The organism is Paenalicyclobacillus macrosporangiidus (genome assembly GCF_900116805.1).
Lineage (GTDB): Bacteria > Bacillota > Bacilli > Alicyclobacillales > Alicyclobacillaceae > Alicyclobacillus_H > Alicyclobacillus_H macrosporangiidus.
In genome coordinates this window covers 1-21,360 of sequence record NZ_FPBV01000011.1, presented here as the reverse complement: position 1 = coordinate 21,360, position 21,360 = coordinate 1, and the positions used below count along the sequence as shown (strand labels likewise).

Below are 21,360 nucleotides of genomic sequence, written 5' to 3'. Positions count from 1 at the left end.
TCCGGATCGTACCGGTTAAACACCATTCGGTCACTATCGCAACGTCCCCCACGTCCCCCACGTCTTCCCACTTCCCTCCCGCCGAATCGGCCGCGAACGCATGCGGCAGGTCCACGAATGGGCCACATGAGCCCCACGCTTCACGCCGACCGGCGCGGGGTGATACAATCAGGGCGACATCCGCGTACGGTTCACCGGCGAAACGGTGCTCGTCACCCGGTGCATTCTGCACTTCCCTGCCCGCGGACTGGACCGCGGACGGCATGGTTTCCGAAGGAGGCCGTTTTTTGCGCGCAAACACTGTTTGGAAGAATCGAGATTTTCGCTGGCTCATCACGGGGCAGACGGTGTCCGAATTCGGATCCGCCGTCAGCAACTTCGCCCTGCCCTGGCTGATGCTGCAGATGACCGGGTCCGCGCTGCAGATGGGTCTCGGATTCGCGGTGGGCTTTGTGCCCTATCTCATCCTGTCGCTGCCGGCCGGGGTGTGGGCGGACAGGCGGGATCGCAGACGGCTCATGATGCTCGCCGATGCCATCCGCATGCTGCTCATCGCCACCATCCCCGCGGCATACCTCCTCGGGATGTTGACGGTGGCGCAGCTGTATCTCGTCATGGCGGGGATGAGCGCGTGCAACGCCGTCTTCGACGCCGCATACGTGTCGTGCCTGCCGAACGTGGTGGAGAAAGACCAGTTGCCCGCGGCCAACTCCGCGCTGCAGGCGGGCGTCTCGGCGAGCCAGATCCTCGGCCCCACCCTCGCCATGGGCCTGATTGGCTTTGCCGGTGCGGCGAACACCCTCGTGATCGACGCCCTGTCCTACCTGGTCTCCATCCTGTCGCTCCTGGCCATCCGCAGCCGTTTCTCCGCTGCAGCGGACGCCGCCCGGCCGCGAGCCGGGATGCTCCGCGACATCGCGGAGGGACTGCGCTATGTGTGGAATCATTCCCTCATCCGCACCATCAGCCTGTTCACGCTCGTGGGCAACCTCGGCGGTTCGGCCTCCAGCGCGCTCATTCTCTACCGTCTCAACCACGATCTCCACGCCAGCGTCTACGCCTCCGGCCTCGCCATGGCCGGCGTGAGCGCAGGGGCCATGGTGGGGTCGCTGTTGGCCGGTGTCCTGACACCGCGCATGCAGGCCGGCCGGATGATGATGATCTCGCTGCTCGCCTTCGCCATCCCGGACTACATCATCGCCGCCGCCCGCCACGCGTGGGTCATCGGCTTCGCCAACCTGCTGCTCGGCGTCAGCATGGTGCTGTGGAACGTCCAGTCGCTCTCCCTGCGCCAGTCGGTGATCCCCGACCACATGCTCGGACGCGCCAGCAGCAGCATCCGCATGTTGGTATGGTGCTCCATCCCCCTCGGCAACGCCCTCGGCGGCGTGGCCGGCGAGTGGTTCGGGACCGTTGCCGTCTTCACCGCTACCGGGATCATGCACACCATCGTCTGGATTGCGGGTTGGCGAACCCCACTCTATCACTGGGGCCGCAACGGCACGGAGGCCGCTCCGGACGAATCGCCTGTCCCCGGTTGAGCCGCGACTCCGGCCGCGAGCAGGTCCCGCAACGGCCCCAGCCGGTAGCCTCGCGCCGCGAGCGCCTCGGTCAGTTCCGGCATGAGTTCGATCACGCGCTCCGGCGCCCCCGCCTCGCTCCCCCACGTCTCGTCGCTGTCGTGCAGGACGAGGATGGCTCCCGGGTGGAGCCGCCGCAGGATGCGACTCCGCAGGACCCCCGGCGCCGTCCGCCGCCAGTCGCCGACCATGATGGACCAGGTGACCATCCGCAATCCCCTGCGGCCGCCCCGGGTCCACCACAGAGCCGGCAGGTTGCACAAGCCCCAAGTGGGGCGGTACCACCGGATCGACAGGCCGAACCGCTCCCGCAGCTTCTCTGCCGCGGTGAACACCTGTTCCCATGCCGATCTCGGCGGCAAAACGGGCACCAGCACGTGCCGCATCCCGTGCACCGCCACCTCGTGCCCTTCACGGATCATTCGCTCCACGATCTCCGCGTGGCGCATCGCCTTCTCGGCGATCACGAAGAAGGTCGCCCGCACCCCGCACTGCGCCAGCACATCGAGCAGACGCGGCGTGTACTTCGGATCCGGGCCGTCATCGAACGTCAGAGCCACCCGCCGGCCGGCGGCCGGGACGCGGCGGAGCGCCGTCCGTTTGAACACCCGCGTCCAGATGTTGGGCATCACAGCGTAGCCCAACGCGACCGCCGCCACGACGAGGACCACCAACCACCATCCCCGCATCGCAAAGACCTCCGGTTCTCATCACATTCGCTATACTGGAGACAACGACAAAGGAGGGAAAGGCATGAGCCGTTATCAGGAATTGACCACGCTGGACCAGTGGGCGCAGGTGTACGAAGCGTCCCGGCAGCAGCCGACGCTGGTGTTCAAGCACAGCACCACCTGCCCCATCAGCGCCAACGCCCACCGGGAGTTCGAGCGCTACCTGGAGACGGCACCCGAGGGGACCGCGTACGTGTTGGTGAAGGTGATTGAGTCGCGGCCCGTGTCCAACCAGATTGCGCAGGATCTCGGCGTCGTGCACCAATCGCCGCAAGCCATCCTCATCCGCGACGGCCAGCCGGTCTGGCACGCCTCCCACTGGGACATCACGGCCGCCCGCCTGCGCGAGGCGGTGGAAGGCGCGTCCGCGGCGGATGCGCAAGGCTGAGGGGGCACCCGCCCTCCGGCCTCTGCGCCGGCAGCGCTCACACCCCGCGGCGATTTCCCCACAGAAGCGTGTGCAGCTGTGGCAGGACGTGGACCGCGTTGAGGGCCTCGTCCTGCACCACCCGGTCCACCAGCCACGCCAGCCGCGCCAGCAGGTGCGCGGCCACGTCGCCCCCCGCGGAGGGGTCCGGGTTGCCAACCGAGAGATACAGCGGTACCTCCGGCCATGTCCGGTGGACCCGCCGGGCGTAGTCCAGATCCGTATCGTCGAAGATCGGCACCTTGAGCGAAAAGTGAACCCCGTGGTCCGACAGGCGCCGGACCATCACGTCCAACCCTGCCCAATCGGTGTCCATCCCCGAACTCGGCGGTTTGGGCGAGATCGTGAGGTCGTCTATCTCCACGAACCAATCCTGCCACACGCTGCCCTGCGTCTCGAGGCCGACGCGGATGCCGTGCCCATGCAGAAGGGCAATCAGCTCCGCCATCGGGTCCCGGATCAGCGCCGGATTGCCCCCGGAGATGGTGACGTGATTAAACCGCCTTCCCCCGGCGGCCACGAGCTCCGCCCACACCTCGTCGGGCGTCAGCATGCGAGCCCGTTCGCTGCCGTCCCACGTGAACTTCGAGTCGCACCACGCGCAGCGGTAATCGCACCCGGCGGTGCGCACGAACATCGTCTTGCGGCCGATGACCATGCCCTCGCCCTGAATGGTTGGACCGAACACCTCCAGGACCGGGATCCGGCTCACCGCAGGTCCACCCCTGGGCGCGGGCGGAAGACGACGTAGCTCGTCGGCGTCTCCCGGACCACCACCTGCAGGCAGCGCGGGCGGTTTGGCTTCTGGTCCAGCAGGGCCTGGATGCGCTCCCACACGACTCGCGCGACCACCTCGGTGGAGGGAAAGCGGTCGGGATCGTTCGGATCGAACACGTCCCGGTCGTCGTTGAGCAGGGTGTGATCCCAACGGCCGTGGACGGCCTCTTTCAATTCCTTGAAGTTGACGAGAAAGCCGGAGTCGTCCAGATCATCCCCAGCCACGGTGATGTTGATGAAATAGGTATGGCCGTGCGTGCGCGCGCACACGCCCGCATCCGGGTGCGGGATGAAGTGCGCCGCGGCCAGATGCATGTCCTTGTTCAACTCGTACCGGTAGTGATGCGGCACCTGCGGGTAGAATTGCTGCAACATGCCGGCACCCCCTTTTCGCTCCCCAGTATACTCGTCCGAGGCGGCGACAGCCAACGGATGAAGGGGGAAAGGGCGTGCGCCCGCGGCGCCACGCGCCCATCCGCTTTTACTTCCTGCTGTCGAGGACCGCCGCCCGCCGTTCCTGAATCTGGGCCAGGTGGTGGTACAGGTGATCCGTCACCTTTTGGCATAACGCGGCCACCGTCACCGGCCCATCCTCCTCATGGGTGCCCGCCCGTTCCAGCGCGTCGGGGGACAGCCGGCGCAGAGTGTGGATGTGAAACCGGCGGATGGCCGCCACCACCGCGATGGTGTCCTGCACCGGCATCTCCGACGCGAAAAGGCCGTCGACCCACCGGTCTTGGTCAAACATGGTCAACAACCCGCCCGGCTCCGCCACCACTTTGCGCATCCGGTGCGTGTAGACCAACTCCGCATCGGCCAGGTGTGCGACGATCTCGCGGATGGACCACTTGCCCGGCCGCGGCCGCCAATCGAGCTGCGCATCGTCCAAGCCCTCCACCGCCGCCGCCAGTGCAGCCGGCCCCTCCTCATACCGCTGCAGGACCTCGTTCCACGCCATCGAATCCATGGGCCTCCTCCTCCCCCGCACAACCCATCCTGTTTTTCCCTTCTCCCCTCACGCTAACCGTCCTGCACCAAGCTGTCAAGCCAGGGGTACCTCTCGCATCCGCCTTACACACCGGCCGGCCCCCTGGGGCGCCGCGGTCAATGGTTCCCTGTGTAAATGAAAAGAGGGAGCTTTCGCTCCCCCTCGCAAACCGGGCGTCGCTTCACGCGTTGCCCTGAGACGACGATCCCGCCGCAGTCCCCGAACCGGTCGATCCCGCCGACCCCGATCCATCCTGAGCCTGGCCCGAGCTGCTCCCCGGCTGGGCGCCCGGTTTGTGACCGAACACGCCCTTCTGGTTGATGAACTTCTCGATACCCTCGTTGACCTTCTGATCCACCGCCTGCTCCAGCTCGCTCGTCAACTGGTTGACATCGACACCCTTGGCCTTGGCCACGTCGGCGATGGACTGGCCGCTCGCCAGGTCCTTGCGCAGCTCCGCGACGGTCATGTTCAGGTCCTTGGCCGCCAACTGCAGGAGGTCTGCGCCAAAGATGATCTTCCCGCGCGGCCCGCCAAAGCGCAAGTGCGTGTCGGCCGCCAGCGCCGGGAGTTGCGCACCGATCTTCTGTTCCATCTGCGCCACTTGGTCCGCAGTCAGTTTACCGGCCTGCACCTTCTTCTGCAGTGCGTCGTGAACCAGCGTCTTGAGCTCCGTCTGCAGGTCGGACTGAGACTTGCCATGGGCCGCCGCGATGTCGTTGAGCGACTTGCCGGCGGCGAGCTGTTGGCGCAGCTCGTCCTCGCTGATACCAAAGTACTGTGCCAACTGGGGCATCCACTGGCCGATCATCACGCCCCCGGGCGCGCCCCAACCGCCGCGCAGCCCGCCCGCCTGCGATCCCGCCTGCTGCTGGGTTTGTCCCGCGGCGGTGCTGTTTCCGGTGCTGTCTGCGAACGCGTACACGCCGAACACCCCTGCACCAGCCAGAAAACCTGCCGCCGCGCCCACCAGCGCTGCCATCTTGGCTTTGCCCATCGGTGCCATCCAACATCTCCTCCTTTGTCCTCGGATGGCACCATCCTAGCCCGCAATCCTTGAAATCGGATTGAATCGAACGCCCCCGCCCCGCGATCTGCAACCCCGGATTTGACGTTCACGTAAATTTACAGTATATTTTATCCCATCCAACAACGTGTCAGGAGGGGCGGCACCATCGCGCGACGGTACACCATCACCGAACTGACCCAGATGTTCGATGTCACCCCCCGCACCCTTCGCTATTACGAAGAGGTCGGGCTCCTGCAGCCAGAGCGGCGGGGAGCGCAGCGGCTGTACACCGACCGCGATCGCGTGCGCATCCAGCTCATCCTGCGCGGCCGGCGGATCGGTTTCAGCCTCCCGGAGATCGCCGAGATGCTCGAGCTGTACGACGCCGATCCCACCGAGATCACCCAACTGCGGGACGTGCTTCGGCGCGGCGACCGCAAGCTGGCGGAGATCGACCAGCAGATCCGGGAGCTGCAGGCCATCCGCGAGGAATTGTTGGAACTGCGGGATCGACTGCAAAGAACCCTGGACGAAAAATTAAAAGGAAGGGATCTGTCTTGAACCCCATCTCCTACGCCTACGGCACCAACCATTTCACGCGCGACGTCCTGCTTCAGGATGTGCTGCGCCACTTCTGGCCGGCGTATCCCGAACACGAGAGCGAGCTGGTGCGCTTTGGGGCCTACGTTGGCCGCGAGGTCTATGAAACCGTTTACCATGTCGATCACGATGCCCCGCCCATCCTCATCCATCACGACCTGGACGGCCGGCGGATCGACCGCGTCCGGCTCAGTCCTGCCCACCGTCAGGTGCTGCAGGAGTTGGCCGCCATCAACCGGCCACCCTACGAGGGCGGCAGCTGGCACCATCACTTCTCCTTCGGTTACCTCATCGGCGATCCGGGCCTGTACTGCATCCTGACCATCACGAATCAGGTGGCCTACGCCATCCACAAGTACGCGCCCGAGTTCTCCGCGTGGAAGGACGCCCTGCTCTCCGGCCAGGCGTTCGGCGCGACCTGGATGACCGAGTCCCAGGGTGGCAGCGATCTCGGCGCCAACCGCACCACCGCTCGCCGCGACGGTTCGGTATGGCGGCTGACCGGCGACAAGTATTTCGCCAGCGGCGCGGGACTGACCGACTACGCCATCACCACCGCCCGCCCCGAAGGCGCGCCCGCCGGCCCGAAGGGCCTGGCGCTCTTTCTCCTGCCCCGGCTCAACCGCGACGGCGAACTCAACTTCCACGTCCGGCGCCTGAAGGACAAAAGCGCGACCCGGGCCGTCCCCTCCGGGGAGGCGGAGTTGATGGACAGCGAGGCGTATTTGATCGGCGAGGCGCGACTGGGAATCTACTACACGCTGGAGAACCTGACGGTCTCTCGCCTGGCCAATGCCATCGGCGCCATGGGGATCGCCCAAAAGGCGCTGCTGGAGGTCCTCGGGCGCGTCACCCGGCGCACCAGCTTTGGGCGCCTGCTGCAGGACCATCCGCTCATCCGCCGCGATCTCGCCGACTTCCACGTCCGTCAGGCGGGGGGGCTTGCGCTCACGTTCCAGGCCATCGACGCCTTCGATCACGCGTGGTCCGACCGGCCCCCTTACACCCCGGCCTACCATCACGCGCGTTTTCTCACGCATCTGGTCAAGACGCGCACGGCCGATCACGCCGCCCACCTGACGGCCCTCGCGATGGAGCTGTTCGGCGGCCTCGGCTTCCTGGAGGAATACGGCGTGGCGCGTTGGCACCGGGAGGCGCTCATCACCCCCATCTGGGAGGGGCCGAGCAACATCCAGGCGCTCGACTTCCTGGAGACCGTCCTCAAACAGAAGGCCCACGAACGCTTCCTCGAAACGGTGGTGGTGCCCCTCGAGGGGGTCGGCCAAGCGGAGGCTCGACAGGCCGCAAAGGCGGCGCAGGCGGCGCTCGAACAACTGGCCGCCCTGCCCAAGGAGCAGGCGGAGTGGCACGCCAAGCACACCCTGCGACTCATCGCCGACGCGGCCCAGGCGGCGGCCCTCTACCGGTTGGCGGAAACCGCGGGCGAACGATACGAGAAGTTCGCACAGCTGTACATTCGTCACTTCATCCAGCATGAGGAATATCCCGACTGGGTCCTGTCCGACCCGGAGGTATGGGGGGTTGGTTTGGATGCGGCGCGGTCTGATTCCTGAGTTGTTGGCGGACGCTGCTTGGCAGTACAGCGATGTGGAGGTGGTGAGCGGGAACGTCCGCCACACGTACGCCGAATCGTGGGACCGCGTGGTGCGTCTGGCGCGCAGCCTGAGCGAGTTGGGCGTCCGGAAGGGGACAGTGGTCGGCGTCCTCGACGTCAACAGCCACCGGTATTTCGAGCTGCAGTACGCACTGGGACTGGCCGGCGCTGTCGTACACACCTTGAACTTTCGCCTTCCGATGGAGGACCTGGTGTTCACGGTGCGGCACGCGCAGGACGAGGTGCTGTTCGTGTGGGACGGGTTCCGCTCGCTGGGCGAAGCCCTGCAGCCGTACGTCCGGACCCTTGTGTGGATGCCGGAAGACCCGGGCGTCCCGGCAACCGGCGGACGGGCGGCGGACGGAACAGACGGGGGCACCCTTTCCAGAGCGCCCACCTCGGAGGCGCCACTGGTCTACGAGTCGCTGATTCAGGCCCAACTCCCTGGAATCTCACCGCCGGACGTGTCGCTGTCGGACACGGACGCCTATTCTATCTTCTATACCACCGGAACCACCGGGCGGCCGAAAGGGATGGTGTACCGGCACCGGGACATGGTGCAGGCGCCATTGCAGATCGCCCATCACCTGGCGGTGCATGACACCGGGGCCAAGGTACAGGCGGGCGACACCATTCTCCCGCTGATCCCGTTCTTTCACATTCACGGCTGGGGAACGCCATTTTTCGCGCCTTACCTGGGCTGCAAACTGGTTCTCCCGGGGCGCGCCGACGCGGGGGAACAGCTGCGCCTCATCCGATCCGAGCAGGTCACCTGGTCCAACATGGTGCCCACACAGCTGACCATGCTGCTCGACGCCCTGGCCGGCGAGCCGGCCGCGAACGGCCACGGCTTCTTGCCCCTCAAGGTACTGACCGGCGGGAGCCCGCTGGCGTCGGGGTTGGCCCGGCGCGCGCACCAGGCCGGTGTGGAATTTTCCCTCATCTACGGCGGTTCCGACCAACTGGGCGCGGCCATCTCCGCCGTGAGGAGTGGCAGGCAGGAAGAAGAGAATCGGTTGGAACAGCTGTCCACCCGCCTGCGCCCTCTGCCCATGGTCCGCGTCCGCGTCTCCGACGACGCGGGACAGGACGTCCCCCGCGACGGAAAGACCATCGGCGAACTGTGGGTGCAGAGTCCCTGGCTTCCTGACGGATACCTTGGAGATGAAGAAGCCAGCCGCGCGGCGTACCGCGACGGATGGTTCCGCAGCGGAGACCTGGCCGTCTGGCACGCCGATGGCTGGTTCCACGTGGTGGACCGCTTCAAGGATGCCGTGAAGAGCGGCGGAGAGTGGATCGCGACCAGCGTGATCGAAGGTGTGCTGTCGGAGGTCTCCGGGGTCGAACTGGCCGCCGTCATCCCCATCCCCGACGACCGCTGGGGTGAGCGGCCGTTGGCCGTGCTCCAGGCCCGGGACACCGTCGACGAGGCCACCGTGCGCGCCCATCTGCAGGCCGCCGTCTCATCCGGGCGCCTGGCCCGCTTCTGGTTGCCCGACCGGGTGGTGTTCGTCCAAAGCATGCCTCTGACCAGCGCAGGCAAGATTCACAAAGCGGCGCTGCGGCAGATGCGTTTCTCGTGAAGCCGCCCCGCCCATGGCGGGCGGGGCCGATCCGTTTTTAACAAACCTGAATCTGAAACCACAGGCTGTCATCGAGCGTGGTTCACATTCGAACCATGGCCTGATGCAATGTCCACATGTCATGGTACCATCCACGCTGGCGAAGGAGTGCCTCGTGAGAGCCTCGTTCCACGATGGTTCCATGACGCAGCACCAAGATCTCGTCCATCCGCTCCAAACCCACCAGCCGGTGGGTCACCATCAAGAGAGAACGATGCCGCAGGGCGTACAACAGCTGCTCCATGAACGCCTGCTCGGTGATGGCGTCCAGATGGCTGGTGGGTTCGTCCAACAGCACGATCGGGGCGTTTGTCAACAGGGCGCGGGCCAACGCCAGCCGCTGCCGCTCCCCGCCGGACAGGCGCATCCCCAAATCCCCCAACTGCGTGTGAACCCCGTCCGGCAGGCGGGCTACGGTCTCCTCCAGTTGGGCCAGGCGGACGGCCTCCTTCACCTCGTCGGCCGTGGCGTCCTCCCGGGCCAGCCGCAGATTGTCCAGAAGCGTGGCGTTGAACAGATAGGTTTGTTGCGGGACCACCGTGATCCACCGGCGCAGCAGGGGCTCCGGAACGTCGTACAAATCCATGCCGCCGATGGTGATGGCCCCCGATGCCGGCAGCACCAACCGCAACAGCACCTTGAGCAGGGTGCTCTTGCCGGCGCCGCTTTCCCCCACGATGGCGATGTGCCGGCCTGGCCCCAGCTCCAAGTCCACGTGCCGAAGCGCCCAGGGCCCGAGCGATGCGTAGCGGACGCCCAGATTGTGGATACGAAGGTCCAGGCGCGGCGGCCCTTCCGCGACAGCGGCCGCTGTCGGTGACGGTACTTGCGCCATCGCCCCCGAGAGGCCCGTGCGTGCGGTCCCAGGGAGGCCGGTCTGTGCAGTCGCATGAAGGCCGGTCCGTGCAGTCCCAGGGAGGCCGATTCGTGCGGCGGTCGCGTCTTCGCGGGTGGACGCGTCCATCTGCGCGGGCATCAGGTCGAACAACCGGCGCCCCGCCGCCGATACCCGGCCCAGGTTTTGCAAGGCGCCTGGCAGCGGCGCGAGGGTCTCCAGGCTGGCCTGCACCATCAGCACCAAGGCGGCCAACAGCACCCCGTCCAACCGGTGCGCCCACACCCGTTCCATGGCCACCCACAGCACCACCCAGACGCTGGCGTGCATCGACCACAAGAACAGCCCGTCCACCCAGGCCCCGACGCGTTCATGCCGGGCCTCCCGTTCCGTCAACCGCTCCTGTGCCTGGTGAAATCGCCGCACGGCCTCGTCCTGGCGCCCGTAGGCCAAGAGATCCGCCATGCCAGAGAGGATGCCGAGCACCTGTTCGGTCAGCGCTGACCTCGCCTCGGGCAACCCGCGCCCGCTCCTTCGGCCGAGCCGGTAGGCCAGCATGGGGATCAACATGCCGCACACGAGGGCACAGGCCAAAAACGGGATCGACAGCGTCCATCCCCAGAAGGCCAGCCCCCCGGCCACCGCCAGGACCGTCAGACACGCGGTCAGAGGTGGCGCGAGGGCGCGGATGTACAGGTCCTGCAGGGTGTCCACGTCGGCAACGATCCGCTGGAACACATCGCCGATGCGGAACCGTTGCAGCAGCGGGATCGCGACGGGTTCCACCTTCTCAAAGACATCCTGGCGGATGCGGGAGAGCACGCGAAAGGTGAGATCGTGGCTGAACAGGCGCTCCAGGTACCGGCAGGCGGCACGGGACAGCCCGAAGAAGCGCACACCCACGACGGGCACCCACAGAAGCAGGATGGTGGCCGGGTGCAGGGCCGCCTTCGAAATCAAGTACCCGGAGGTCCCCAACATCCCGACGCTCGACAACGTCGCCGACAACGACATCCCCAGAGCCAGGGCCAGCCGGCCCTTGTACGGCCACAAAAAGCGCAACAGCCAAGCCCATACGCGCATCTAGCTCACCTCCCCCCGGTAGGCGGAGAACAGCCGCCGGTACAATCCGTCCGCCCCCATCAGGGCGTCATGGGTGCCCTCCTGCACCACCCGCCCCTCATCCATCACCAGGATGCGGTCGGCGCGCATCGCCGTGCTGAGCCGGTGGGCGATCACGATGGCCGTCCGCCCGCCCCACAGCGCGTCCAACGCCTGCTGCAGCGCGTGCTCGGTCTCCAGATCCAACTGCGCCGTCGGTTCATCCATCAACAGCAGCGGCCGATCCGCGGCCAGCGCGCGGGCCACCGCCAGGCGTTGAATCTGGCCGCCGCTGAGCGGCACATCTTCTCCCAAAAACGTCAGCTCCCCGTCCGGGAGCCGTTGGATGAACGCCTCCGCGTGCACCGCGGCCACCGCCTGCCTGACCCGTTCCGGATCCATCCCGGGATCGGCGAGGCGCAGATTGTCCAGGACGGTCCCCGGGAACAGGTGCGGATGCTGCGGCACGTACGCCACCTGCTGCCGCCAGCAGGCCACGGACAACCGGGACAGGGGTTGTCCGTTCACCAAGATGTCTCCGCTCTCCGGCCGGAGAAATCCCAGCAGCAGATGCAGCAACGTGCTCTTTCCGCTGCCGCTCGGCCCGACGATGGCGACGATTTCCCCGGCCCGGACCGTCAATGACAGCCCGCTGAGAGCCGGCTTCTGCGAATCCGGGTACCGGAAGAACACCTTCCTCACCTCCAGGCGGATGCCGGCACCGGACGTGGCCGTCGCGGGTGTCGTACCGGCCCCCATCCCTGCGCCCCTCTCGGCCTGTATGCCGGGTGCGACGCCAGGCGCCGTACCGGCCCCCGCACTGGCCCCGTCCGCGGTGTCGGCCAGCCCGGGTATCGGCGTATCGAGGATCTCGAAGATGCGCCCCGCCGCGTTCAAGCCGCTCAATCCCGCGTGATACTGGGCGCCGAGGAGGCGAATCGGTTGGAAAAATTCCGGCGTCAACAACAGGACGGTGAAGGCCATCTCAAAGGGAATGCGCCCGCTCGCCAGACGAATCCCCAGGTCCACCGCCACGAAGGCGGTGCTCAGCATGGCAAACAACTCTAGGACGAGCGCGGACAGAAACGCCACCCGCAGGGCGGCCATCGTCGCCTTCCGGTGCTGATCTCCCATTTCGGCGATGACCCGCCCTTGCCGCCCGCTGCGCCCAAACACCTTGAGCGTGACGATGCCGCGCAGGACGTCCAGGAAGTGGGCGCTCATTCGGCACAAAGCGTCCCACTGGCGGCGCGTGATACGCTCGGCGGACAGGCCGATGAGGATCATGAAGAAGACCAACAGCGGCCCCGTGATCGCCAAAACCAGCGCGGAGACCCGGTCCTGGATGGCGATGAACCCGAGGATCGCCAGGGGGATGCCCACCGCCAGGACCGCCTGGGGAAGGTACTTCGCCAGGTACGTCTCCAGCTCGTCCAGGCCCGTGGTGACCGTCATCGCCAACTCGCCGGCCTGCTCCCGCCGGGTATAGGCAGGCCCCAGTGCCAAAAGATGCCGCACCACCCGATCCCGCAGCGCGACCTTCGCCCTCCTGGCAAACGTACCCGCCCACCGCTGGCGGCCGGCGCTGGCTCCCGCCCGTACCGTGAGGATGGCCAACAGGGCCATCATCCAAGGAGCCACGTCCGCTTTGGCGGCACCGCCGAGGAACACCCCGTTCACCACATGGGCAAAGACGGCCGCCTGCGCCACGGTCGCGGCACATTCCGCCAATCCCACACCCACCGTGGCCGCGAGCAGCCATCGCACCGGTTGAATCCGTTGGATCAACGCCCTCTCCGCACGCCTCATCGCGCGCCGTCCCCCCTTGGATAGACCATCTGGATCCGGTCGTACGTCTGCATGAAGTCGAGCCGCGCGTCCACCTGCACCCGCACATCCAATCGCTCAAACGTGCGGCGCCACCACGCCTCGCCTCGCCACTCCGCCGCCTGGTACCGGTACACCTCCCGGCCGATGCCCAACACGTCCGTGTGCAGGGGAGACTGCGTCCACTGAATCGCGCGCGTGACCATCCCCTGCGTCTGCCGCTCCACCTGCCGTTTGAGGCTGTCCAACCCGGACTGGAGTTCTACCGGGACGCAGGCCCCGCCCTCCACCGATCCGCGCATCCGGACGTCGACGTCCACGTAGGGGCGGGCGCCAGACAGGTTGCGTACGCGCAGCCGGCTGTGCACCGATTTGACATCAATGACAAACTGCCTGCCGGGGTCCTCCGGGCACGGCAAGGCCAACCTGGACTTCGGAAATTGGTTCTCGAGCATCAGCCACCCGGTGAACTGGGGGCCGGTCAGAACTCCGGCCAGCCGGTCGCCGGAGAAGACCGCCAGCCCGTCGATCTGCGGCGCGGACAGCTTGGAATCAATCCCCGTGATGAGAAGCGCATACGGCTCAATTCCCGGGGTGGCCAAACGTTGGTGAAATCCCCCAATCGTGGCGTCGTACGGGCGGTTGACCCAAATCCGGTTCCGGAACAGATCCGCCAGGTACATGGCCGGGATGACGTCCAGTTCCGGGCTTTTCTCAAGGAACGCCCGGGTGGACGGCTCCGACACGAACACCCACAGGTTGCGGCTGACAATCCGCGTTTGCACGAGCGGGTTCAGCAGGGTGAAGATCCCCCGCTCCGCCAATTGCCGGTGGATGACGACCGCCTGCAGATGGCCGAAAAACAGTCTCCGGTTCAAATCCAATTGAATCTTGTGCAGGGCTTCCCCGACGCCGCGCCCTTGCTCGCTCACGGCAATCACCGGTGACCCTTGTCCGCCCCCGCCGGACGACCCGCCGGAGGGTGGGATGCTGAGGCGGCGCGGTTTCGCCAGTTGCAGCGTCACCTGCACGTGATCCGGGGTGTCGCCGGGATCGATCCCCATCATCAGGACGATGGCCCGCTGCTGTATCTCGACCCCGTCCCAACACCCGGTCAGCCCCATCGACACAGCCAGACAGACCACGACGGCGAGCAGGCGCATCCGTCTCATCCAGCATGCACACCGCCCTTCCACACGGTCCACATCCACAGGCCGATGACGATCCCGAGGAGGACGCCTCCCATCCCTTCCACCACCGGGGCATAGTACCGAGATACCTGCTCAAACGACTCCGGGATCACGGACAGCGCAATCACCGCGGCCATCAGCGGCCCGATGACCCATATTCTGCGAGCGCGCGTGTGGAAGACGGCGATTCGGTACCCGGCGTACAGGTACAGATTCACCGCGGAGGAGACGGCCGACAGGACGGGGAGCAGAAACAACACCGCCCAGCGGCCCCCGTGCTGCATGCGGACGGCTTCCACGATGGGCCAGTTCAAAGCCGCGCCTTCAAAAGGGCCGAAATCGACGACGACCACGGCCACGTTCAGAAGCTGCAGCGCGACGGCGGCCAAGACGCCGCCCAGGACCATGCCCCGCATCGGTTGGGCCTCCACGCCAGCGGCGTGAAAGACGGGCAAGTACACGGCGGCAAGCAAAAATCCCGGCAAAAGATAGAGGATCTCCGGAAGGGTGCATGCCACCGCCCGCCAGCTGATGGGCCAGAGCGGCAACAGGTTGGCCACGTCCGACACCTCGAGACAGAGCAACAACATCAGAACGCCGATGATCACGGTCGGCCAAAACAGGGCCAATTCATACCGGAGGAGGGCGTCAAAGCCGCCGAAAAACAGTTGCAGCGGAATGAGCATCCCGAGCACCACCAACACCAGGACCGGCGTGTCGGGCAGCGCCACATACTTAATCAGGTGAATGGCCATCCGCAGGACCATGGCCGCGTTGACGAGAAACACCAGCAGCATCAGGACATTGAGCGCCTCCGCGACTCTCTGCTGCGGCAGGAGGGCGTCGAACACCGTCACCGCCTGTGCCCTGCGTACGCGGCCCTGGCAGACGAGATAGACCATGATCTGCGAGAGCGCCACCGCCACCGCGACGTAGACCATCAACGGGATCCACACCGCCGTCCGCGCCCGGCCCAGCCAAGCCGGAATCCACTCGAACATGCCGGAGCCGATGATCAACTCAAAGGTCAGGACGGCCACCGCATTCGCATTGCGTTGTTTCAGCATGCCGCTCTGTCAACCTCTCCAGCCCCCGCGCCGCCGAAGTTGCCATGCGCGCGGGCTCCAGTAGGTCGCCGGACGAAGCACCGACCACTGCGTCGGCCCCTTGACCAGGGTGTCGAGCCAGTCGACGTACGCCAACTGGGCAAAGGGGCTGAGGTACGGGACGCCAAAGGACTTGAGTGTCGAGAGATGGGCGACGAGCAGCAGCGCGAACACCAGCGTGCCCATGATGCCGAACACGGAGGTGGCCATCAACATGGGAAAACGGATCATGCGCGTGACAAAGGCGGCCTCATAGTTTGGAATCGCAAACGCGCCGAGGGCGGTCAATCCAACGACCACGACCATCATGGGGCTGACAATGCCCGCTTGCACGGCGATGTCCCCAATCACCAACCCGCCGACGACCGTGAACGACTGTCCCATCTGCTGCGGCATTCTATTCCCAGCCTCGCGCAACAGTTCGACCATGAATTCCATGAAGGCCGCCTCGAACACGATGGGCAGCGGAATGCCTTCCCGCGTGGCGGCCAACTGGATGACCAGGTTTGTCGGCAGCAGCTCCGGATTGTACATGGTGAACGCGATGTACAACGACGGAGAGAAGACGGACAGGGCCAGGGCGAAGATGCGCACGATGCGGATAGCGGACCCCGAGATCCAGCGCTGGCTGTAGTCATCCGACGTCTGGAAAAAGGAAACCATGACCGTCGGCACCAGCAGGGCAAAGGGGCTGCCGCCGACGAGGATCGCCAGCCTGCCCTCCAACAACGCCGAGATGGTTTTGTCGGGGCGCTCCGTGGATTGGATTTGCGGGTACGGCGACCACGGGTTGTCCTCAATCCACTGCTCCAACCCGCCGCTGTCCAGCAGCCCGTCCACCTGAACGCGTCGGAGCCGTTGCACCGCCTCGTGAACGATGTTCGGATTGGCCAGATCCTCGAGATACAGCAACAACACCTTGGTCCGGGTGCGCTGGCCGAACTCAAAGGTCTGGATGACCAGGCGGCGATCCCGCAGGCGGGATCGAATGAGCGACACGTTGGTGTCCAGGGACTCCGTAAAACCGTCCCGCGGCCCCCGGATGGACATCTCCGCGGCGGGTTCCTCCGGGAGACGCCGCTGCAATCCCTGGACGTTGACCAGCACATAACCTTTCGGAAAGCAGATCACCGCGTGACCGTCGAGCAATTTCAACGCCGCCTCGCGAGCGTCCCGCGTGAGGCGCAATTCCCCCAACTGCAGGGTGTCGCGCAACCACCGCTCGATATTTCCTGGCCGCTTTGACGGATTTCGGGTCAACGGGCCCAAGAGTCGCTCCTCCACGCGGGTTAAATCCACCATGGTGGAGATGAAGACCACATCGAGGCCACTGGACGGAATGGGGCGCACCACGATGTCGTACGCGTCGTGCAGTTGCTGCATCAACTGTTGAGTCGGCTTCATCCATGCCACATCCTGTGCAGTTCATCCCGTCATCGTCTGCAAACGTGAAACAAGCAGAGGATAGAATGCCCAGAGGAAGGCGATTCTATGAGGAAAATCCAACGGCCCCCATGCCGGGGGCCGTTGGCGCGTCGGAGGAACCGTAGATGGAGAGGAGTCAAAACACCCGTAGGGTCAACCGTTTCAGCCGTTACAGATTCGGCGCGGACGGCTCCGCCACGGTCGGCGTGGCCGCGGCCGGCTTGTCCGTCACCGGATCCAACACGTCGTCTTCGTCGAAGATGGGCCGGGACAGTGCGCTGCGGATCCCCCAGTAGTACGTGGCGACGGACCAAACCACCACGGCCACCTGGTCCCACGGCGACCGCAGGATGCCCTGTCCGCCGTCAAACGTGCCGAGATACGACAGAACCATCATCACCGCTTCGTACACGACGAGCCAGACCGACGCCCTCACCTGTTCCGCGAGCGGCACGTGGTTCGGAGCGATACGGCGGAAGAGGAGATACACGACGAACATGACCAATTGGGCGCCGAGCAGGAGGGAATCCGTCTTCCACCCGGTCCAGTAGATGATCAGCGACGCCACCACGAAAGCCATGGGCGACAGGACGCCTATCCCCTTCAGGCGGAAAGGCCGGTTCAACTCCGGCGCCGTGCGCCGGAACGCATGGGCCGACACGGGGCCGAGAATGTACGTCAGCACCGTGGCGGACGAGACCACGCCCACCAGCTTGTCCCATGACGGGAACGGCAGAGTGAAGAACACGGACAGGAGGAACGCCAGCCACAGGGCCGGACGCGGCACACCCGTCCGGCCGTCGAGGCGCGTGAACAGGCGGAAGAACGTCCCGTTCTTCGCCCAGCCATAGATCACGCGCGCCGTCGCGGACAGATAGATGTTCGCTGTGCCGCTCGGCGAGATGACGGCATCCCCCAGGATCACCGTCGACAGCCACCCCAATCCCAAAGCCGCCGCCACGTTGGCAAACGGGGAGGTGTAGTCGAGCGCGTCCCACCCTTTGGCGATGGCGGAGGCCGGCACCGCCCCCACAAAACTCAACTGCAGCAGCACGTAGAGACCGGCCGACAGGACCACCGCCAGCAGGATGGAGACCGGCACGGTGCGCTGCGGATTCTTGGCTTCCGAAGAGAATCCCACCGCCTGCTGGAAGCCCAAAAACGCGAAGATGATTCCGGCCGTCGAAACCGCCTGCTCAATCCCGGAGAACCCATACGGCGCCATGCCGTGCACCGAGAAGTTGGCGGGCTTCAGATGCATGAACAGCACCACAATGGTCAACGTCGGCACGATGAACTTGACAGCCGTCAAAATGGTGTTGATCTTCCCGAACAGGTTTACCGACCAATAGTTGAGCAGGAAGAAGACCGTCAGCAAGGCCAACTGCACGAACCACCCGAGCGCCGTCGGACTGCCGCTGCCGAGGGTCGGCCACCAGGTGTCGGCGTACTGGCGCATCGCTTCGGCTTCAATGCCTGCCACACTGGCGAACGCCACAATCGAAGCGAAGCCGAGCAGGTATCCCACCAACGGTCCATGCGAAAAGTCGGGATACCGGACGGTTCCGCCGGCCCGTGGAAGGGCTCCGCCGAGCTCCGCGTAGACCAGCCCCAGCAAAGTGACCGCCAATGCGCCAATCACCCAGGAAATCCAAGCCGCCGGTCCGGCGATGTGCGCCGCCCGCTGCGACGCGAACAACCATCCGGACCCGATGATGGACCCGAGGCCGATAAACGTCAAATCAGCCAGCGACAGCTGGCGTTTGAATCCTCCTCGCTGCATCGCACTCATGTCCTTTCCGTTCGGGTCCATCTTTTCCGGACGCCGTGTATTGGGACGGTCGATCCCTGTTTTCAATCTACAACGGTTTCCCTCTCAATGCATCATGAAATTGTTGGTTTTCTCCATATTAAACGATTCATTCGGTAATTTTAAAATCCCTTATATTCCAGTTCCTCCCCTTCCCTAGCCTCCCTGGAAAGATACGGAGCGCCCTCCGACGTATTGACTGCGGCCTGTGTTGTACCGTATCCTGTCAGGGCACTTTGCGTTGATCCCTGCGGACAAGGAGGGTGATCCATGGAATCGGTCGTGTTGCGTTCCTACGCCGATGTCGAGCGGGCGGTGGAGGCCCTGGTCGAGGAGGAATTCTTCAACGGCGCTTTCCTGCAGACGTTGGGCGCTGGCGCCTACTCCTATGCGCAGATCCGCCACTTTGCCCTTCAGTACGCCTACTACAGCCGCAACTTTCCGCGGGTGCTCGGAGCGGCCATCTCTGCCATGCCGCCCATAGACACCTGGTGGGTCCCGATTGCCGACAACCTGTGGGATGAGGCAGGACGGGGCGAACCCGGACGGGCGCATGAAAAGCTGTATCTGACCTTTTTGCGATCTGTTGTCCCCGATGCGCGCCTGGACGCGAACGGCATCCCCGATGAACCGATGTCCCCCGCCGTCCAGAAGGCCATCGACACGTTCATTGACTTCTTCCGGCATGCGTCCCCTCTGCAGGCGATGGCCGCCGTTGGCCTCGGTTCGGAGATGTTCGCAGGCGCGGTGATGGGCCGCATCGGCCAATACTTCCAGCATCCAGCTTACAACCGGGATCGCGTAATTGACGTGCGCTTCTGGCAAGTGCACGCCGATGAACATGAACCCAGGCACTATCAACTGTGCAAAGACGTGCTTCAGTCGTTCACGTCTCCCGACGATTTGAAGACCATGTACGAGACGGGGAAATTCATCGCACAGTCGGAAGCCAGGATGTATCAGGAACTGCACGAGGAAATGATGCGCCTCGAAGGCTGAGAGGCGCATCCTCCCCCTTTTCCACATTGATTTCGTTCCCAATAGAACGCCCCGGAGAACAGAGAACAACCCGCCAGCCAGGACGCGGGATGGGTGTTCGGGCGGGATGTTCCCCAACCCAGGGACAGGTGGGCATCGCCGCCTGGGATGACAGTCCACACTGTTGGCCCACTTGCCTGCATACCCTGATTGAGAATCGAGAGGTTCATCGTGGTTTACCGTTGGACCTGACTTGGGACCGAGGCATGCCGAAGGGACGAGAGGTGAATGAACCGTCAACGTCGCCGCATGCGGGAAAAGGCCCTCGTGTCCGGGATTCTGCGGGCAATTGACATCTGGATCGCCATCCTGCTTCTTACAGGTCAGTTGACCTGTGGCGGCGTGTTCCTTGCATCGGGAGCCATCTGGCTCAGTCTTGCCGGCCCCATCACCGGCAGTACAAGGATGGAAGGGCAGGGAGACGGGGCGGGATTCGTTCTCGACGCCATTGACGTCATCATCGCCCTGCTCTTGATCACAGGTCAAATCACCAACACGGGGCCATGGATCTCGTCGGGGAAGTTTAATTTTGTGGTCACCGGACCGGTGTTCGGCAACCCCAACATTCCTGTCGCCGCCGACCCCAGTGAAACCAGCGGCCGTGCCCAAGAGTTCTTTTCCGATCTGCGTTCCGCCATCATCGAGCGCGAGATCAAGCGCGGCCCACTGTGGCGCCTCGGTGGACGCCCTGACACCCCGCCGATCACCCGCTTCAATCTGCAGCCTTCGCCGACCATCGGGTCCTTCCTGACGTCTGGAGCGCAGGTACCCCGTCCGTCCAACACCACTCGGGCCAAACGGTCCAAAAAGATTTCTGGCACCCATTCCGAAGCACGAAGGGTGAGGTGATCTCGATGTTCCTGCATAAACTTCCTGCCGTGCAACTTCCGCAGCCCGTCATCTATGGAGCCGCCATTCTCTTGGCGACGTTCTACTTTTGGTTCACGCGCCCCGCCGAAGAAGTCAAGCCCGGCGGCGCAGCCGCTCCTCGCCGGCCAGAGATCTGAGACAGGCGCCGGCGCCGATGATGCTTATCGGTGTCGTACCAACGCTGGATGGACTGCGGGACAGGCCAGCGTCGGTTTCGGTTGCCCATTCTCATAGGTATCCTACAAACGTCGCGCGTGGCTTTACGAAGATGGCCGAGGCAGCGTTTCGAATCCTCATATGGTACCCTACAAACCGGGCTCGATTCCAGAGACCATGGGGATCACCTCCGTTATGTTTCCAACCCTCATAGATACCCTACAAACACCGTCGCCGCCTTCTCCGCAGGACGTAACTCTTTGTTTCCAATCCTCATAGGTACCCTACAAACGCGGTTGTGGCGGGAGGCGGCCGGCACAAGGGGCGGGTTTCCAATCCTCATAGGTACCCTACAAACGAAGGGCATTGACCGAAGCCTGAACGGAAATACCATGTTTCCAATCCTCATAGGTACCCTACAAACGGTTGCGCGCAACCGTTGTTCGATACCGTTGATGTCAGTTTCCAATCCTCATAGGTTAAAGTCTCAAGTAGTGGTGTAAAATGCGTCGTCCACAATTGACGACGAAGCCACCGTGCGTGTCTACTAGAGTGTGGCGAAACAAACTAGTAGGAGGAACGCAACGATGGCTTCTGTCAATAGCTTCGCAGTTCTTGAGTGGATTCGCAAGCTCCAAGGCGTGGAAAATAAC

Annotated in this window: 19 protein-coding genes; 8 read left to right on the top strand and 11 right to left on the bottom strand. The window is 64.6% G+C overall.

What is annotated here, in order from left to right; all coding sequences use genetic code 11:
• Positions 1-287: 287 nt before the first annotated feature.
• Positions 288-1,541, top strand: a complete 1,254-nt coding sequence (locus tag BM357_RS10420) for an MFS transporter (RefSeq protein ID WP_074952703.1) — start codon at positions 288-290, stop codon at positions 1,539-1,541.
• Here the strand turns inward: BM357_RS10420 and BM357_RS10415 are convergent.
• Positions 1,484-2,269 (bottom strand): polysaccharide deacetylase family protein, encoded by a 786-nt coding sequence (locus BM357_RS10415; protein ID WP_074952701.1) that lies wholly within the window; start codon positions 2,267-2,269, stop codon positions 1,484-1,486. The two genes, BM357_RS10420 and BM357_RS10415, sit on opposite strands and share 58 nt — an antisense overlap.
• A gap of 64 nt (positions 2,270-2,333) precedes the next feature.
• Here BM357_RS10415 and ytxJ point away from each other — a divergent pair, with 64 nt between their 5' ends.
• Positions 2,334-2,699, top strand: a complete 366-nt coding sequence (gene ytxJ, locus BM357_RS10410; protein WP_074952698.1) for a bacillithiol system redox-active protein YtxJ — start codon at positions 2,334-2,336, stop codon at positions 2,697-2,699.
• 37 nt (positions 2,700-2,736) lie between these two features.
• Here ytxJ and queE read toward each other — a convergent pair whose 3' ends face one another.
• The 4 genes from queE to BM357_RS10390 all read right to left on the bottom strand — a co-directional run bounded on the left by queE (position 2,737) and on the right by BM357_RS10390 (position 5,509).
• Positions 2,737-3,450: a 7-carboxy-7-deazaguanine synthase QueE gene (gene queE / locus BM357_RS10405; RefSeq protein ID WP_074952695.1), complete on the bottom strand. Its 714-nt coding sequence runs from the start codon at positions 3,448-3,450 to the stop codon at positions 2,737-2,739.
• A complete protein-coding gene (locus tag BM357_RS10400; protein WP_074952692.1) occupies positions 3,447-3,890 on the bottom strand; it encodes a 6-pyruvoyl trahydropterin synthase family protein in 444 nt (147 codons plus the stop codon). Before BM357_RS10400 ends, queE begins: the two co-directional genes overlap by 4 nt.
• A gap of 106 nt (positions 3,891-3,996) precedes the next feature.
• Complete coding sequence (locus tag BM357_RS10395; protein WP_074952690.1) at positions 3,997-4,482, bottom strand: DinB family protein; 486 nt, start codon at positions 4,480-4,482, stop codon at positions 3,997-3,999.
• Between the two features lie 202 nt (positions 4,483-4,684).
• Complete coding sequence (locus BM357_RS10390; RefSeq protein WP_074952687.1) at positions 4,685-5,509, bottom strand: hypothetical protein; 825 nt, start codon at positions 5,507-5,509, stop codon at positions 4,685-4,687.
• A 117-nt stretch (positions 5,510-5,626) separates the two neighbouring features.
• On the opposite strand from BM357_RS10390, the gene BM357_RS10385 reads away from it, so the two are divergent.
• From BM357_RS10385 to BM357_RS10375, 3 genes are read left to right on the top strand one after another with little or no spacing between them, the layout of a single operon-like run.
• The gene (locus tag BM357_RS10385; protein WP_342741618.1) at positions 5,627-6,073 is read left to right on the top strand and encodes a MerR family transcriptional regulator; all 447 of its coding nucleotides are present in this window, start codon (positions 5,627-5,629) and stop codon (positions 6,071-6,073) included.
• Positions 6,070-7,686 carry an acyl-CoA dehydrogenase family protein gene (locus BM357_RS10380; protein WP_074952681.1) on the top strand — a complete coding sequence of 539 codons (1,617 nt, stop codon included), beginning with the start codon at positions 6,070-6,072 and terminating at the stop codon, positions 7,684-7,686. The genes BM357_RS10385 and BM357_RS10380 overlap by 4 nt, the downstream gene beginning before the upstream one ends.
• Complete coding sequence (locus BM357_RS10375) at positions 7,664-9,310, top strand: AMP-binding protein (protein ID WP_074952678.1); 1,647 nt, start codon at positions 7,664-7,666, stop codon at positions 9,308-9,310. The genes BM357_RS10380 and BM357_RS10375 overlap by 23 nt, the downstream gene beginning before the upstream one ends.
• A gap of 82 nt (positions 9,311-9,392) precedes the next feature.
• Here the strand turns inward: BM357_RS10375 and cydC are convergent, their stop codons facing one another.
• The 6 genes from cydC to BM357_RS10345 form a co-directional block, all read right to left on the bottom strand.
• Positions 9,393-11,267, bottom strand: coding sequence for a thiol reductant ABC exporter subunit CydC (gene cydC, locus BM357_RS10370; RefSeq protein ID WP_074952675.1), 1,875 nt, complete (start codon positions 11,265-11,267; stop codon positions 9,393-9,395).
• Complete coding sequence (cydD, locus tag BM357_RS10365) at positions 11,268-13,094, bottom strand: thiol reductant ABC exporter subunit CydD (RefSeq protein ID WP_074952672.1); 1,827 nt, start codon at positions 13,092-13,094, stop codon at positions 11,268-11,270.
• Positions 13,091-14,284, bottom strand: coding sequence for a Ger(x)C family spore germination protein (locus tag BM357_RS10360; RefSeq protein ID WP_083430397.1), 1,194 nt, complete (start codon positions 14,282-14,284; stop codon positions 13,091-13,093). The genes cydD and BM357_RS10360 overlap by 4 nt, the downstream gene beginning before the upstream one ends.
• Positions 14,281-15,369, bottom strand: coding sequence for a GerAB/ArcD/ProY family transporter (locus BM357_RS10355; protein ID WP_074952666.1), 1,089 nt, complete (start codon positions 15,367-15,369; stop codon positions 14,281-14,283). The genes BM357_RS10360 and BM357_RS10355 overlap by 4 nt, the downstream gene beginning before the upstream one ends.
• Positions 15,370-15,378: 9 nt before the next feature.
• On the bottom strand, positions 15,379-16,812 hold the full coding sequence (locus BM357_RS10350) for a spore germination protein (RefSeq protein WP_074952663.1): 1,434 nt from the start codon (positions 16,810-16,812) through the stop codon (positions 15,379-15,381).
• A gap of 190 nt (positions 16,813-17,002) precedes the next feature.
• On the bottom strand, positions 17,003-18,616 hold the full coding sequence (locus BM357_RS10345) for an APC family permease (protein ID WP_083430396.1): 1,614 nt from the start codon (positions 18,614-18,616) through the stop codon (positions 17,003-17,005).
• 297 nt (positions 18,617-18,913) lie between these two features.
• Here BM357_RS10345 and BM357_RS10340 point away from each other — a divergent pair, with 297 nt between their 5' ends.
• The 3 genes from BM357_RS10340 (at position 18,914) to BM357_RS19855 (ending at position 20,688) form a co-directional block, all read left to right on the top strand.
• The gene (locus BM357_RS10340) at positions 18,914-19,642 is read left to right on the top strand and encodes an iron-containing redox enzyme family protein (RefSeq protein WP_074952660.1); all 729 of its coding nucleotides are present in this window, start codon (positions 18,914-18,916) and stop codon (positions 19,640-19,642) included.
• Between the two features lie 306 nt (positions 19,643-19,948).
• A complete protein-coding gene (locus BM357_RS19860; protein WP_175511505.1) occupies positions 19,949-20,530 on the top strand; it encodes a hypothetical protein in 582 nt (193 codons plus the stop codon).
• 5 nt (positions 20,531-20,535) lie between these two features.
• Positions 20,536-20,688 carry a hypothetical protein gene (locus BM357_RS19855; protein ID WP_175511504.1) on the top strand — a complete coding sequence of 51 codons (153 nt, stop codon included), beginning with the start codon at positions 20,536-20,538 and terminating at the stop codon, positions 20,686-20,688.
• Positions 20,689-21,360 lie beyond the last annotated feature (672 nt).